Here is a 16,285-nt window from a genome sequence, read left to right on the forward strand (position 1 = left end):
GAGATACACAAAAAGAATACAGAGGCCCACAAAATTTTTGTGAATCTCTGTGTTTTTTCTTTGAGCTTCTTTGTGAAACTAAATCTACAATTTTATCTCTTTTTTGAATTAAGCCGCATCTTCAACTTCTTCCAAAACAGATTCAAATTCAGATTCGTTTATATCTTCTTTATTTATCCAATTCTCTGAAGTAACCAAATCATAATTTATATTGTCCTCTGTCGTCAATTCCCAAATAATACTTTCAGCTTCTGGAAATGGAATGTTTTGCGAGATTTGATTTTCAAACAATCTCTTGATAAGATTTCTATCAGACAATCCTTTATTCAATAATTTCAATACATTTTCGGCTGTCAGTTTTTGTGCTTCTCCATCAGTTGATGTCATAGAAAAATGAACTATAGAAGCTTTTGCATTTGGAAATTTTCCGTTATATGCTTTAAAAAGTAATTGATTAATATGAAATAAAGTCCCTTGCATGTGAATTTCTGGATATTCTTCACAAACCTTATCAATTAACATATTGTTTGATATTTGCTCCACTTGTCCTTCCGTTAATTCCTCTCCCAATTTATATTCTAAAACTATTGCAGCGGCTTCATTAGCTTCGTAATCAGAAATAGCCATTTCTAGTAATTCTGGCAAACTGCTTTTCTCAGCTGTCGCACCGTCGGGATAATTAAATTTTCCTAATAACTGAATAAAATCTTCATCAGACCAATATCCTTCTACTTCATTCACCGTATCAATATTCTTAATTACTACTTGATAATTCATCATTTCAGTTTTTATAATTTATGATTAGAATTTTGTATTCTAAGCTTTTTCTCAATTTACGCCTTTTCAAACCACCTTCAACAATAAATAACATATCTCTAACACAATTTAAGAGAGTTTTATGCCCAGAATGAATTCTTTATATCCAATTAGATTTTTATAAATTGTTATCTTTGGAATTCAAAAATTTCGAGTTCAATTAATAAAAAATTTTATATCATAATGAGCGTCTTACTTTCAAAATTTATAACTAAACATAATACAGCCCCTTTTTCTCAAATTAAAATAGAAGATTACGTTCCGGCTTTTCAAGAAGGAATTGCTTTGGCTAAAGCCGAAATTGATGCAATCGTAAATAATCCAGATGTGCCAACTTTTGAAAACATAATTGTGGCGATGGATTTTTCGGGCGATATTTTAGATCGTCTTTCTAGTATTTTCTTCAATTTAAATTCGGCAGAAACGAATGATGAAATGCAGAAAATTGCGCAGGAAGTTTCGCCTTTACTTTCAGAATTTGGAAATGATATTCGATTGAATGCTGATTTATTTGCACGAGTAAAAGCCGTATACGATCAAAAAGAAAGTTTAAATCTTAATCCTGAACAAACAACTTTATTAGATAAAAAATACAAAAGCTTTTCGAGAAACGGTGCCAATTTGCCCGAAGACAAGAAAAACCAATTAAGAGAAATTGACAAAGAATTATCTAAATTGAGTTTACAGTTTGGTGAAAATGTTTTGGCAGAAACCAACAATTTCGAATTGCATTTAACGGATGAAAAGGATTTATCAGGTTTACCAGAAGGAACAATCGAAGCTGCAAGATTATTAGCTAAAAACCAAGAAAAAGAAGGCTGGATTTTCACTTTAGACCATCCAAGTTATGTTCCGTTTTTGACTTATGCAGATAATCGTGAATTGCGTAAAAAAATGGCAATTGCATTTGGTGCAAAAGCATTTCAAAATAACGAATTCAACAACGAGGAAAACGTTTTAAAAATTGCTAAACTTCGTCATGAAAGAGCAAATTTATTAGGTTACAAAACACACGCACATTTTGTTCTCGAAGAAAGAATGGCCGAAAGTCCAGAGAAAGTTTTCTCTTTCCTGAATGATTTATTAGCAAAAGCAAAACCAGCAGCTCAAAAAGAATTTGCTGAATTAACTGCTTTTGCAAAAGAGTTAGACGGAATTGAACAATTAGAAAAATGGGACGGTGCGTATTATTCTGAAAAATTAAAACAACAACTTTTTAATTTAGACGATGAAAAACTAAAACCTTATTTTCAGTTAGAAAAAGTATTAGATGGCGCTTTTACCGTTGCCAAAAAATTATACGGCTTAACTTTTACCGAGGTTTTTGATATCGATAAATACCACGAAGAAGTTACGACTTACGAAGTAAAAGATGCTAACGGAAATTTAGTTTCGATTTTCTACGCTGATTTCTTCCCACGAAAAGGAAAAAGAAACGGTGCTTGGATGACTTCATTTAAATCACAATATGTGAAAGACGGTATAAACGAAAGACCGCATATTTCTAACGTTTGTAATTTCACCAAACCAACCGAAACAAAACCGTCTTTATTAACTTTTAATGAAGTAACCACTTTATTCCACGAATTCGGTCACGGTTTACACGGAATGCTGGCTGATACAGTTTATCCAAGTTTATCGGGAACTTCTGTTTACTGGGATTTTGTAGAATTACCAAGTCAGATTATGGAAAACTGGTGTTACGAACCAGAAGCTTTGGCTTTGTTTGCGAATCACTACGAAACGGGAGAAATCATTCCGATTGAATACGTTCAGAAAATTAAAGAAAGTGCCAGTTTTCAAGAAGGTTTAGCAACATTACGTCAGTTAAGTTTTGGATTATTAGACATGGCTTGGCACGGACAAGATCCAACCAATATTACAAATCTAAAAGCTTTCGAAACGGAACAATTTGCTAATACACAATTATATCCAGATGTAAAAGAAAATGCTATGAGTACAGCGTTTTCTCATATTTTTCAAGGTGGATATTCTTCTGGATATTACAGCTACAAATGGGCAGAAGTTTTGGATGCAGATGCTTTTGAATATTTCCAAGAAAATGGAATCTTCAACGAAGAAATTGCAAAGAAATTCAAAGACAATGTTCTTTCTAAAGGAGGAACAGAACATCCTATGACTTTGTACAAACGTTTTAGAGGACAAGAACCAAAGCCTGAAGCTTTGTTGAAAAGAGCGGGATTATTATAGAGTTTCTAAGATACTAAGCTCCTAAGTTGCTAACTTTCCTACAGAATTAAATTTTGAAACCGAAGTAGAAATACTTCGGTTTTTTATTTGGTTTTACTTTAACTATCTTCGTGTTTTAAATCTTAATCTTACAAATACCAGCCGTGAAAAAATATTTTAAAATAGTGCTTTATCTTGCAATTATCGGATTGATTGCTGTCGTTTCAGTAAATTACTATGTAAAATCTTCTACTAAGAGATACATTCACTATTCCATTAAAAAATTTCCTAAAAATGATGTCGGAATTATTTTTGGCGCAGGAATCAACGGAAATCAGCCAAGCAAATATCTAAAAGATCGTTTAGATGCTGGAATTATGCTTTGGAAAGCTAAACGCATCAATAAAATTCTGCTTTCTGGAGATAACGGCCGTGATGAATATGATGAATTGACAGTAATGAAAAATTATTGCTACAATCATGGCGTCGACACTACAAAGATATTTATTGATTATGCAGGTTTCGATACCTATTCAACAATGTATCGGGCAAAACATATTTTTAAGATTAAAAAAGCGACTTTAATTTCGCAGGAATATCATTTAAATCGCGCTATTTATATCGGACAAAAACTCGGAATTAAATCAGCTGGATATTCTGCAAACCATGGAGAATATCTTGGATATAATTATGTTCGCTTTAGAGAATATGGCTCAGTTTTTAAATCCTTTTTTGATGTTTTGAGAAATCGGGAACCTCGTTTTTTAGGCGGAGAAATTAATATTAATGGAGAATCTAATTATTCTAAAGAAGATAAACGATAAACAAAACCCGAAACATTTTTGTTTCGGGTTTCTAATTTAAAATTTCTTCATGTTTGACAACGTAAGACAATGCTTCTTTTACAACTTCATTTAAATTCAATCCCTTTCTGGAAGCTAAAAGTGCTATTTTTTGATGTAACTCTTGAGACACCCTCACATTAAAAGAACCTTTATAAGTTTTATCCGGGGATTTATTTAACAATTTACATGTCTCTAAATAATCTTCAATAGCTTCTTTAAAAGATGCTTCCAATTCGGCAACCGAAGATCCTTCAAAGGTTACTAAATCATTTATACCTTGAATTTTTCCAAAGAATATTTTATCATCCGAAGAAAATTCTAAAGTCCCAATGTAGCCGTTATATTCTAAATAGTTTTTCATATTACAATTCCAAATATTCAATAATAATATCAATCTGATATCCTTTCAAAACTTTTTGCGGATGTGGTTCGTGTAGACTTATAATCTGTTTATTTTCATTCACAAATTTTCTTCTTGAACCACCAGTTTTTCCTTGTGAGATTTGTTTATAACCAAAGTGATTTAAAACTTTCAGCATTTCATCCCAAGAAAAATCTTTTGGTTTTGATTTTAATCTTTCAATAAGTTTATCAATCTTACTCATACAAATTTATAATTAAATCTTTAATCTGCAACTACAATTTAGTTACAAATTAAACCAGAAAGTAAAATTAAGAAAAATCTTTCAATTTGTATCCGTATTTTTAAAACCAGAAATATCTAATCGAAAAACAAATCAAAAAAAAGACCTGCAAATATTTTTGCAAGTCCTTTATTAAATGATTTTAAAATAAAATCTTTACTCTATCATCTATTTTCTTTACTCTTTACTCTTTATTCTATATTCTTTTTACTCTTTCTCCAAAACTCTTTTAGCCAATTTCCCAACAGTAAGTCCTTGCACTACAATTGAAAATAAAACTACTATATAAGTTACTTCAAGTAAAAGGTTTTTGTATTCTCCTTCAGGCATAGAAAGTACCAAAGCAATAGAAACCCCACCACGAATTCCACCCCAAACTAAAACCATCAGAGATCCTTTGTTATAAGCAGACCTGATTCCGAAGAATTTGAAGATATCAAAGAATTTCCAAGGTAAAACGATAGAAGTTAATCTTGAAAAAAGAACAATAAAAATGGCTACAAAACCTGTTATCAATTGTTTATTTAAATCTGGCAGTAACAACAATTCAAAACCAATAAATAAGAATAAAATAGCATTTAATATTTCGTCGATAAGTTCCCAAAATTTCCCTAGATAATCTTGGGTAACTTCGCTCATTGCTACTTTTTTACCATAATTACCAATAATCAATCCGGCAACAACCATTGCCAGCGGACTAGAAACGTGTAAGCTTTGAGCAATCAAAAATCCCCCCATTACAATAGAAAGCGTGATTAAAACTGAGACTTTATAATCGTCTATTTTCTTCATAACGTTTGATGCCGAAATCCCAAGAACAGCACCTAATAAAAGTCCGCCGATTCCTTCTTTTGCAAATAACCAAGCAATAGAACCAAAAGTCATATCAAATGTTGGGTCGGTTGCCATTTTCAAAACAACAGCAAACATCACTACGGCTACTCCATCATTAAATAGAGATTCACCAACAATTTTGGTTTCGATTCTCTTAGGAACTTTCGCTTCTTTTAGAACGCCTAAAACTACAATTGGATCGGTTGGTGAAATTAAGGTTCCAAAAACTAAACAAAATATATAAGGGATATTTATTCCTAAAAGTGGTGCGATGTAAAAAAGTAAACCAGAAATTATTAGAGCTGACAATACTACACTTACTGTAGAATAAATCATAATGGGAACTTTTTGCTCTTTAAGATCTGCCATATTTACGTGAAGTGCGCCGGCGAACAAAAGAAAGTTCAACATTGCTCCCATTAGGATTTCGTTGAAATCGAATTCTTTTATTAAATCAAAAAAATGTTTGGTGGTTGCAGGAAAATAAGAATCTCCCAAAAGACGAATTCCAACGGAAACCAGCATCGCAATAATCATAATTCCGATCGTCCCTGGAAGTTTTAAAAATCTTAAATTTAAATAGGCGAAGAAAGAAGCCAGTACAATAAGTACCGAAAATGTGTAGTATAATTCCATAAATGTGATTTTTACAAAAATAGCTGTATCATTATTTAATCAAAAATTTCAAGGTTTGAATTAACATAACTTTATAATTCGTTAAATATGTTTCAATTATTTTTGAAAGTTTAAAAACTTTTACTTACATTTGATTCATGGAATTCAAAGAAGCAAAAAATAAGTTTGTACAAACCTGGGGAGCATTAGGTACTCAATGGGGTATTAATAAAACGATGGCACAGATCCACGCTTTATTAATGGTTTCGAATGAACCTGTTTCTATGGAAGACATTATGGAAGAATTGCAAATTTCCCGTGGAAATGCCAGCATGAACTTAAGAGGTTTAATGGATTGGGGAATTGTTTATAAAGAATACAAAGCTGGAGAAAGAAAAGAATTCTTTACGGCAGAAAAAGATTTAGACGAATTAGCAGTTAAAATTTCCAGAGAAAGAAGCAAAAGAGAAATCAAGCCAACGCTGAAAATCTTAAAAGAAGTTTCGACTATTGAAGCAAAAGATTCGGCAGAAGAAAAACACTTTGTAGATCAAACTACCAAATTGTATGATTTCGTTTTAAAAGCAGACAATATGTTGGACAAAATGACTGAATTTAATGATAACTGGCTAGGAAAACTGGTTATAAAAATGATGAAATAAAAAAATTTAATACAAACTTTCATTTTTTTCTGAAACTTAAAAAACTTAAAAACAACTTATCATGAACTTCTTAAAAGCAGAATGGAAAAATTTAGCACTTTTCAATTATGGAATTGATGCTACAATTCTAGAAAAATATCTTCCTGCAGGAACTCAAATTGACATTTGGAACAACAAATGTTACGTAAGCTTGGTTGGATTTATGTTTAAAAATACCAAAGTTTTAGGATTGAAAGTTCCGTTTCACATCAATTTTGAAGAAGTGAATCTACGTTTTTATGTAAAGCGTTTTGAAAATGGTGAATGGAAACGCGGTGTCGTTTTCATCAAAGAAATTGTTCCTAAAAAAGCGATCACTTTTATTGCGAATACTTTGTATCAAGAACATTATGAAACTCAGAAAATGAAACATGAAATCATTGAAAATAAAAATAGCAATACTTTCATTTATCAATGGAAAAATGAAAAAGAATGGAACACAATTGAAATTGAAACCAAAAAAGATTTGAGTAAAATCGAAATCGATTCTGAAGCAGAATTTATTACAGAACATTATTTCGGATATACTAAAATCGACAAAGAAACGACTTTTGAATATGAAGTTCAGCATCCGAGATGGGAACAATTTGAAGTTTTAAATCACCGAATTGATGTTGATTTCGAAAAAAATTACGGAACTGATTTTGGATTTCTTCAAACGCAAAAACCAACCTCAATTTTCTTGGCTGAAGGTTCAAGAATTACGGTTAAAAACAAAAGAAAAATTGAGCTGACTCCTGTCAAAGAAGAGTTATACGCATAAAACTATTCATCTTTAAAACCAAAAATCATGAAAATGTTAGAAAACCAAACCTTACTTTATGATGAAGATTGTCCGCTTTGCAGTTTGTACACAACTGGATTTGTAAAAAGCGGAATGCTTGATGAAAACGGAAGAAAATCGTATTGCCAATTATCTGCAGAAGAACAAAATTTTGTAGACTTAAAACGTGCTCCAAACGAAATTGCTTTGATCAACAATAAAACAAAAACAGTCACTTACGGAATTGACAGTTTGATAAAAGTTATTGGATTTTCTTTTCCTTTAATTGAAAAAATTGCGACTATAAAACCCATTCATTTCATCTTAAAAAAAATGTATTCTTTTGTTTCTTACAATAGAAAAGTAATTATTCCTGGAAATGTAAAAGAAGAAAATAAATTGCAATGTACACCAGATTTTAATTATAAATACAGATTTCTATTTATTGCGTTTGCATTGACAATAACGAGTTTTGTTTTATTTAGATATTCTAATTTGATTCCGAATTTGCCAAAATCTAATATTACCAGAGAAATTATTTTGGCTTGTGGACAAATTGTTTTTCAAAGTTTACTGCTGCTGAAATTTCACAAACAAACGATTCTCAATTACGCAGGAAATTTAATGACGGTTTCTTTAATGGGAAGTTTAATTTTGATGCCGATTTTTATTTCAAGTCAGTTTTTCCAGCTTCCACAAACGATTATTTTAGGTTGGTTTGGAATGACGGTTTTGATTATGTTTTTGGAACATTTTAGAAGGGTGAAAATTTTAAAACTCCCTTTTTATTTATCTTTCACTTGGATTTTTTATCGAATTCTCGCTTTACTTTTAATTTTAAATTAATCATTAGCCACGAATTCACAAATTTATTTTTATAATTTTTGCCACAGATTAAAGTGATTATTCGGATTTATTAATTGCGTAAAAATCATTAAAATCCTTTAATCTGTGGCAAAAATAATTCGTGTAAATTCGTGTAATTCGTGGCAACCAAACATACAAACCAATGGAAAAACTTATTATCGCAGCAGGAACAGGTTTTCTGGGACAAGTTTTAGTCAATAATTTCAAAGATAAATTTGAAGAGATTGTAATTCTAACAAGAGGGAAATCTCAAACAATTGACGGAATCAAATATGTAAATTGGAACGCCAGAACTTTTTCGGGTTGGGAAAAGGAATTGGAGAATGCAACGGTTTTAATTAATCTCGCAGGAAAATCTGTTGATTGCCGTTACACGAAAGAGAACAAAAAAGAGATTCTATTATCTCGAATTGAAAGCACCAAAATTCTAAATAAAGCAGTTTTAAATTGTCAAAATCCGCCAAAACATTGGCTGAATTCATCTACCTCAACCATTTATCGATTTTCATTAGATAAACAAATGGATGAAGTTGATGGCGAAATCGGAAATGACTTTTCTATAAATGTCGCTTTGTCTTGGGAAAAAGCATTCTTTAAAACTGAAACCCCAAAGACTTTAAAAACAGCTTTGCGAACTTCGATCGTTTTAGGAAAAAATGGCGGTGCTTTTATTCCGTTAAAGACTTTGGCTAAAATTGGTTTTGGAGGAAAACAAGGAAAAGGGAATCAGTTTATAAGTTGGATTCATGAAGAAGATTTTGCAAATGCAATTGATTTTATTATTCAAAAAGAAATTACTGGCGTTATTAATATTGTTTCTCCGGAACCAATTCGAAATGTTGACTTTATGCAGAAACTTCGAAAAGCAGTTGGTTTTCCTTTTGGAATTTCAATGAATAAATTTTTTCTTGAAATTGGATCTTTTTTTATTCGAACAGAAACAGAATTGGTTTTGAAAAGTAGAAACGTAGTTCCGAAACGACTTTTGGATAATGGGTTTGGGTTTAAGTTTGGGGATATTGATGAGGCTTTTAAAAATTTATTGCGTTAAAAACTACGCATTTTTTGTCATCCTGACGGAGGAAGGATCACACACGAAGCTCGACAAAGAATTGTCGATATGTATTGTGGAGTCTCTAGTGTGATCCCTCGTTCCTCGGGATGACAAAAATGCGGAAAACTAAACTTAAATCATGACAACAATAAACCTCACAACCAAAATAAAAGCCGCAAAACAAATCGTTTTTGATGCTTCAAGAAATATTGATATTCATCAGCAATCGGCAAGTCCGTCAAAAGAAAAAGCAATTGCTGGTGTAACGTCTAGTTTAATTAATTTAAACGAAACCGTAACTTGGCGTGGCAAACATTTTGGGCTTTACCTTACTCACAAAAGCCGTATCACTGCAATGAATTTCTATGATTATTTTGTGGATGAAATGGAACGCGGTAAATTCAAATCGTTTAAACATGAACATTTTTTTGAAGAAGAAAATGGAATTACAATCATGAAAGACAAATTACAATATGAAATTCCGTTTGGAATATTCGGTGAACTTTTTAATGTTTTGTTTTTGGAAAAGCATCTTACTAATTTTCTTTTAGAAAGAAATAAGGTTTTGAAAGCCGTTTCTGAAAAAGTCGTTTAATATAAATTGCTTACTTTTATAAGTATTATCCTTAAAATGAATAATTAGAAATCAAAAAAGTATACTTATGAAATTAAAAACGATATTAACTGTAGTTTTCTTTACCATTTCTTTTATCGGATTTTCTCAAAGTAATTGTACAACTCTAAAAGGATGTGAAAGAAAGCTTTGTGAATTAAACACAAAATTGGTTGCTGCGAAAAAAGCGGGAAATCAAAATCAGATTAAAGGTGTTGAAGAAGCGATTGCACAAACCAAGAAAAACTGCACTACCAAAACAGTCAACAAAGATCTTGACAAAAAGGTAAAAGAAAAACAGCAAAAAGTAAACGAAAGAACTGCCGATTTGAACGAAGCGATTAAAGACAAGGAAAGCAAAGAAAAAATCGACAAGAAAAGAAAAAAACTAAATGAGGCTAAAGCAGATTTGAATAAAGCTTTGGCGGAGCAGAAAACGAAATAGTTTTTTCTCGCAGATTTAGCAGATTGGGCAGATTTTATAATATTAATTTCAGTTGCCTCCAACTTTAGCTGGAGGATAAATTAGGATAGAATATCTGGCTTTAGCCAAAAACCAAAGTTTGGCTAAAGCCGTTATTGAAGGCTTTTTTTTACCTCCAGCTAAAGCTGGAGGCAATTCAGAGACAAATTCGATTAAAATTTATTTTCTAATTCTAATTTCAAACATAGCCCGCGGTTTCAACCGCGGGAAACGTTTTGTAAGGAATCCGCTGCGAAGGACTGAAATCATTGGCAATATTTATCTATGCTGAAAATGCTAAATTTTGAAAACGAATTTTCTCGTTTTACAGTTTGCGTGAGGGATAGAGGCGGTATCCTTTTATGGAGCGAAGCGGAGTAAAGATATAGCCGAAAGCCCGGTTCGCCGCGGCGAAACATGCCCAAATTATTCTAGATATAAGATTTATTTATAAAAACACAATCATAAGCCACCAAAAAATCGGAACACTTTCGACCCAAAAGGAAGTGTAATATTTGGAACGATTCGGATTGGCGAAAGCAATAAACAACATCAGCATGATGACCATAATAAGATTTATAATCGCGTCATGAATATTGAATGTCGAAATAAAAACTTCTAAAAACCAAAACGGAATCAATAACAAAAATCCTAAAAACTTGGTTTTCTTTACTCCAATTGTCTGCGGAACGGTTTGTAAATGCGGATCGTCATTGGCTAAATCTAAAATTTCAAAAACTAGAATCAGTACAAAAACCAATACGAATCTTTGAATGCATTTAATAAAGAAATCTATAGTAACTGGAATCTCTGCATTTATTAAAGGTAAAACCAAAGTAGCACCAACCCAACAAAGCGCTACAATGTAGATTTTTACTCCTGCCCAATTTCTGGCATTTCTTCGATTTGGAAAAAAAGGTAAAGTGTAAAGTGCGGTTATGGCAAAAATTCCAACGGAGACTATTTGTGTTATTCTCTTTAAATGAAAAAAATAATAGCCAACTAAAATCACCGAAATAAAACTTAAAACAGCAATAATTTTTAGTTGAGTTCCAATAGGATTTTTCTTTACACGGACTAGCGCATCATATTTTACGAAATTATATCCTACAATTGTTCCAAAAAAAACAAACAATGCCATTGGCTCATCGTACTGAATATGAAACACATGAAATGTAATTCGGACCAAAGCATAACACGATAAAGCCACGTGAATACTGCTGTTTAAATAAAAATCGAAAATTTGTTTTAAAAGTTTCATATCTCAAATCTAATCAATTAGTAACAAATCAACTCTTTAGTTATAAATTTGATAAAAATTGAAGTTAAAAATACCTATTAAATTATTAATAATACTTAATTTTGCGCCACAAAAAAACAACACATTTACTTTTAAATGTGATTCGTATGTCAAAATGGTGTACGAACACATCAATTTAAAAAAATAGATAGCTACAAATGAAAACAGATGCTTTTGCTTTAAGACACATTGGTCAAGAGAAACTGATCTTCAGCACATGCTGAAAACTATTGGAGTTGACTCAATTGAGCAACTTGTTTATGAAACCCTTCCGGACGATATTCGTTTAAAAGCACCTTTGAACTTAGATCCTGCGATGACAGAATATGAATTCGCAAATCACATTCAAGAATTAGGGAAGAAAAATAAAGTATTCAAATCTTATATTGGTTTGGGTTATCATCCAACTATCGTTCCTGCGCCAATTCAGAGAAATATCTTCGAAAACCCAGGATGGTATACTGCTTACACGCCTTACCAAGCAGAAATTGCTCAAGGTCGTTTGGAAGCAATTTTAAATTTCCAGACTACTGTTATCGAATTAACAGGAATGGAAATTGCAAACGCTTCTTTATTGGACGAAGGTACAGCTGCTGCCGAAGCTATGGCTTTACTTTTTGATGTTCGTACTCGTGATCAAAAGAAAAACAATACACACAAATTCTTCGTTTCTGAAGAAATTTTACCTCAAACTTTATCAGTACTTCAAACACGTTCAACTCCAATTGGAATTGAATTAGTTGTTGGAAACCACGAAACTTTTGATTTTTCGACTGAGTTTTTTGGAGCTATTTTACAATACCCAGGAAAATACGGTCAGGTAAACGATTACAGCGCTTTTGTTGCTAAAGCAAAAGAAAACGAAATCAAAGTTGCCTTTGCTGCCGATATTTTATCACTTGCTACTTTAACTTCTCCGGGAGAAATGGGAGCTGCAGTTGTGGTTGGAACTTCACAACGTTTTGGTGTACCAATGGGTTATGGTGGTCCGCACGCTGCATTTTTTGCAACTAAAGACGAATACAAAAGATCTATGCCAGGCCGTATTATCGGAGTTTCTATTGACGTAAATGGAAACCGCGCTTTACGTATGGCTTTAGGAACTCGTGAACAACATATTAAACGTGAAAAAGCAACTTCTAACATTTGTACCGCTCAAGTTTTACTAGCAGTTATGGCTGGAATGTATGCAGTTTACCACGGTCCAGAGGGATTAAAATATATTGCAAACAAAGTTCACGCATCTGCAGTTACTACTGCTGAGGCTTTAAATAAATTAGGAGTTTTCCAAACTAACACAGCTTTCTTTGATACTATTTTAGTAAAAGCAGACGCTCAAAAAGTAAAAGCTGTAGCAGAGAAAAACGAAGTAAACTTCTTCTATCCTGATGCTGAATCAATTTCTATTTCGTTAAACGAAACGACTTCAATTAACGATATCAACCAAATCGTTGCTATTTTTGCTGAAGCTTTAGGAAAAGAAACGATTTCTGTTTCTGAATTAACTGAAGCTAGTCAATTACCTGCTTCATTAGAAAGAACATCTTCTTTCTTAACACATGATGTTTTCAACAATCATCATTCAGAAAGTCAGTTGATGCGTTACATCAAAAAATTAGAGCGTAAAGATTTATCATTGAATCACTCCATGATTTCATTAGGTTCTTGTACAATGAAGTTAAACGCAGCTTCTGAAATGTTGCCTCTTTCAATGCCAAACTGGAACAGCATTCACCCGTTTGCACCAGTTGAGCAAGCAGAAGGTTACATAACAATGCTTAAAAAATTAGAGCAACAATTAAATGTAATTACTGGATTTGCTGGAACAACTTTACAGCCAAACTCAGGTGCTCAAGGAGAATATGCTGGATTAATGGCAATTCGTGCTTACCACATGTCAAGAAACGAAGGTCATCGTAATGTATGTTTGATTCCTTCATCAGCTCACGGAACCAATCCTGCTTCTGCAGCGATGGCTGGAATGAAAATCATTGTTACGAAAACTACTCCAGAAGGAAATATTGATGTAGATGATTTAAGAGAAAAAGCAATTGAGCACAAAGATGATTTATCTTGCTTAATGGTTACGTATCCTTCTACTCACGGAGTTTTCGAATCTTCAATTATTGAAATCACAAAATTAATCCACGATAACGGCGGATTAGTATATATGGATGGTGCAAACATGAACGCGCAAGTTGGATTAACAAATCCTGCTACAATTGGTGCTGACGTTTGTCACTTAAACTTACACAAAACATTTGCTATTCCTCACGGTGGTGGTGAACCTGGTGTTGGACCAATTTGTGTGAACGAGAAATTAGTTCCTTTCTTGCCAACCAACCCAATCTTAAAAGTAGGTGGTGAACAAGCTATTACAGCAATTTCATCTGCGCCTTACGGATCTGCTTTAGTATGTTTAATCTCTTACGGCTACATCACAATGATGGGTGCTGAAGGATTAAAAAGCGCTACAGAGCACGCTATTTTGAATGCTAATTACATGAAATCTCGTTTCGAAGGACACTACCCAATTCTTTATACTGGAGAATGTGGAAGAGCAGCTCACGAAATGATTTTAGATTGCCGTGCATTCAAAGAAAACGGAATCGAGGTTGGTGATATTGCTAAACGTTTAATGGATTACGGTTTCCACGCTCCTACGGTTTCTTTCCCTGTAGCAGGAACTTTAATGATCGAACCTACAGAATCTGAAGATTTAGCAGAACTAGATCGTTTTTGTGATGCTCTTATCTCAATTAGAAAAGAAATTGAAGTTGCAACAGCTGATGATAAAAACAATGTATTGAAAAATGCACCTCACACATTGGCAATGTTAACTACAGACAATTGGGATTTCCCTTATACTAGAGAAAAAGCGGCTTACCCATTAGAGTATATTGCTGACAATAAATTCTGGCCATCTGTTCGTCGCGTTGACGATGCTTATGGTGACAGAAATTTAGTTTGTAGCTGTGCTCCTATTGAAGCTTACATGGAAAGCTAAAATTTAGTTTTCTTATAATGTCCAAACCCGACAGGTTTTAAAAACTTGTCGGGTTTATTTTTTTGTTTCAGGTTTCAAGCTCCAGCATAACTTGAAACCTGAAACCTGAAACTTGAAACTTTCTAACTCAAGCAACAAAGAAGAAATCTGATTTAAAGAAACATAACTTTCTGCTAATCTTTTGTGAAATTAATTCAGTAAAATCAAGGTAATAGCAAAAAAAGATTAGTCTGCAAATCTCCTTCAATCGTTTGAAATCTAGGAAATATTAAAAAATCATTAGAAAAAAGACAATATATTTACAGAAAAATAGTTATTTCATAATTATATGCATGCATACTATTTTTTATGATAGTTATCATAATATTATTTATACATTAGCACTAAATTTATCGGATAATTAAAGGGAAATGAAAATAAAAATTATTGGTATTGGGAGTTATATTCCTAATTTAGAAGTAAAAAACACAGATTTTGATAAACATGTTTTTTTAAATGAGGACGGAACTCCTTTTGGTTATCCTAATGAAGTTGTAATTAAAAAATTTAAAGGTATTACGGGAATCGAGAATCGCCGTTATGCCGAACCACAATATAATTCTTCTGATTTAGCTTTCTTTGCGGCTGAAAAAGCAATTGCAAATGCGGGAATCGATCCAGAAACTTTAGACTACATTATTTTTGCGCATAATTTCGGTGACGTAAAAACAGGAACGCATCAAACTGATGTTTTACCAAGTTTAGCAACAAGAGTTAAAAATAAATTAGGAATTAAAAATCCTAAATGTGTGGCTTACGATATTCTTTTTGGATGTCCAGGATGGATTGAAGGCGTTTTACAAGCAAATGCTTTTATCAAATCTGGAATGGCAAAAAGAGTAATGGTAATTGGTGCCGAGACTTTATCTAGAGTTGTAGATGATCACGACCGTGATTCTATGATTTATTCTGATGGAGCTGGGGTTTCAATTTTAGAAGCATCCACAGATGATGCTGGATTGTTGTCTTACGAAAGTGCTACTTATGCCAATGATGAAGCGAATTATCTTTTCTTCGGAAAATCGTATAATCCAGATTTAGATCCAGACATTAAATACATTAAAATGTATGGGCGTAAAATCTACGAATTTGCTTTAAGCAATGTTCCATGCGCTATGAAAAGCTGTTTAGATAAAAGCGGAATTGGAATTGATGAAGTGAAAAAAATCCTGATTCACCAAGCAAACGAAAAAATGGACGAAGCGATTATCGAACGTTTCTACAAACTTTACGATAAAACGGCTCCAAAAGATATTATGCCAATGAGTATTCATGATCTAGGAAATAGCAGTGTTGCAACTGTGCCTACTCTATTCGATTTGATTTTACAAGGAAAAATAGAAAACCATGAAATCAACAAAGGAGATGTTCTTATTTTTGCTTCAGTAGGAGCTGGAATGAATATTAATGCTTTTGTTTATAGATATTAAAATTTAAAGTCGAGTAAATATCTCGCAAAGACACGAAGTCACTAAGTTTTCAACCATATAAGTAATATAAGTTCAATTAAGTTTTCTTTTAATTGAACTTATAT

14 protein-coding genes and 1 pseudogene are annotated in these 16,285 nt (G+C 32.5%); 10 read left to right on the forward strand and 5 right to left on the reverse strand.

The genetic code is table 11. The annotated features are described in order from the left end of the window. Window positions 1-108: 108 nt before the first annotated feature. Entirely contained in the window at window positions 109-780 is a 672-nt protein-coding gene (locus ACPWTF_RS09655; RefSeq protein WP_427875284.1) for a hypothetical protein, read from the reverse strand. 219 nt (window positions 781-999) lie between these two features. Between ACPWTF_RS09655 and ACPWTF_RS09660 the strand changes: the two genes are divergently transcribed. Next, complete coding sequence (locus ACPWTF_RS09660) at window positions 1,000-3,027, forward strand: M3 family metallopeptidase (protein ID WP_427875285.1); 2,028 nt, start codon at window positions 1,000-1,002, stop codon at window positions 3,025-3,027. A 143-nt stretch (window positions 3,028-3,170) separates the two neighbouring features. Further along, window positions 3,171-3,830 (forward strand): SanA/YdcF family protein, encoded by a 660-nt coding sequence (locus ACPWTF_RS09665; protein ID WP_095931521.1) that lies wholly within the window; start codon window positions 3,171-3,173, stop codon window positions 3,828-3,830. 31 nt (window positions 3,831-3,861) lie between these two features. On the opposite strand, the gene ACPWTF_RS09670 is transcribed toward ACPWTF_RS09665, so the two are convergent. The 3 genes from ACPWTF_RS09670 to ACPWTF_RS09680 all read right to left on the reverse strand — a co-directional run bounded on the left by ACPWTF_RS09670 (window position 3,862) and on the right by ACPWTF_RS09680 (window position 5,965). Beyond that, window positions 3,862-4,212, reverse strand: a complete 351-nt coding sequence (locus ACPWTF_RS09670; protein WP_427875286.1) for a type II toxin-antitoxin system HicB family antitoxin — start codon at window positions 4,210-4,212, stop codon at window positions 3,862-3,864. A gap of 1 nt (window position 4,213) precedes the next feature. Beyond that, window positions 4,214-4,456 (reverse strand): type II toxin-antitoxin system HicA family toxin, encoded by a 243-nt coding sequence (locus ACPWTF_RS09675; RefSeq protein WP_095931523.1) that lies wholly within the window; start codon window positions 4,454-4,456, stop codon window positions 4,214-4,216. 246 nt (window positions 4,457-4,702) lie between these two features. Next, window positions 4,703-5,965 carry a cation:proton antiporter gene (locus ACPWTF_RS09680; protein ID WP_427875287.1) on the reverse strand — a complete coding sequence of 421 codons (1,263 nt, stop codon included), beginning with the start codon at window positions 5,963-5,965 and terminating at the stop codon, window positions 4,703-4,705. Between the two features lie 137 nt (window positions 5,966-6,102). On the opposite strand from ACPWTF_RS09680, the gene ACPWTF_RS09685 reads away from it, so the two are divergent. From ACPWTF_RS09685 to ACPWTF_RS09710, 6 genes are all read left to right on the forward strand, one after another. Then, window positions 6,103-6,606 carry a GbsR/MarR family transcriptional regulator gene (locus tag ACPWTF_RS09685; protein WP_427875288.1) on the forward strand — a complete coding sequence of 168 codons (504 nt, stop codon included), beginning with the start codon at window positions 6,103-6,105 and terminating at the stop codon, window positions 6,604-6,606. Window positions 6,607-6,667: 61 nt separating this feature from the next. Continuing rightward, window positions 6,668-7,408: a YqjF family protein gene (locus ACPWTF_RS09690; RefSeq protein ID WP_427875289.1), complete on the forward strand. Its 741-nt coding sequence runs from the start codon at window positions 6,668-6,670 to the stop codon at window positions 7,406-7,408. A 27-nt stretch (window positions 7,409-7,435) separates the two neighbouring features. Then, complete coding sequence (locus ACPWTF_RS09695; protein WP_427875290.1) at window positions 7,436-8,254, forward strand: hypothetical protein; 819 nt, start codon at window positions 7,436-7,438, stop codon at window positions 8,252-8,254. 163 nt (window positions 8,255-8,417) lie between these two features. Then, window positions 8,418-9,326 (forward strand): TIGR01777 family oxidoreductase, encoded by a 909-nt coding sequence (locus ACPWTF_RS09700; RefSeq protein ID WP_427875291.1) that lies wholly within the window; start codon window positions 8,418-8,420, stop codon window positions 9,324-9,326. A gap of 142 nt (window positions 9,327-9,468) precedes the next feature. Next, on the forward strand, window positions 9,469-9,924 hold the full coding sequence (locus ACPWTF_RS09705) for an SRPBCC family protein (protein WP_427875292.1): 456 nt from the start codon (window positions 9,469-9,471) through the stop codon (window positions 9,922-9,924). Between the two features lie 67 nt (window positions 9,925-9,991). Further along, window positions 9,992-10,387 carry a DUF1090 family protein gene (locus ACPWTF_RS09710; protein WP_427875293.1) on the forward strand — a complete coding sequence of 132 codons (396 nt, stop codon included), beginning with the start codon at window positions 9,992-9,994 and terminating at the stop codon, window positions 10,385-10,387. Between the two features lie 466 nt (window positions 10,388-10,853). Here the strand turns inward: ACPWTF_RS09710 and ACPWTF_RS09715 are convergent, their stop codons facing one another. Next, entirely contained in the window at window positions 10,854-11,666 is an 813-nt protein-coding gene (locus ACPWTF_RS09715; RefSeq protein ID WP_427875294.1) for a hypothetical protein, read from the reverse strand. Window positions 11,667-11,863: 197 nt separating this feature from the next. On the opposite strand from ACPWTF_RS09715, the pseudogene gcvP reads away from it, so the two are divergent. Both gcvP and ACPWTF_RS09725 read left to right on the forward strand, forming a co-directional pair. Beyond that, window positions 11,864-14,712: pseudogene (gcvP, locus tag ACPWTF_RS09720) on the forward strand (aminomethyl-transferring glycine dehydrogenase). A gap of 410 nt (window positions 14,713-15,122) precedes the next feature. Beyond that, window positions 15,123-16,181 (forward strand): 3-oxoacyl-ACP synthase III family protein, encoded by a 1,059-nt coding sequence (locus ACPWTF_RS09725; RefSeq protein WP_379798881.1) that lies wholly within the window; start codon window positions 15,123-15,125, stop codon window positions 16,179-16,181. Window positions 16,182-16,285: the final 104 nt, after the last annotated feature.

The organism is Flavobacterium sp. MMS24-S5 (assembly GCF_050320125.1).
GTDB lineage: Bacteria > Bacteroidota > Bacteroidia > Flavobacteriales > Flavobacteriaceae > Flavobacterium > Flavobacterium tyrosinilyticum.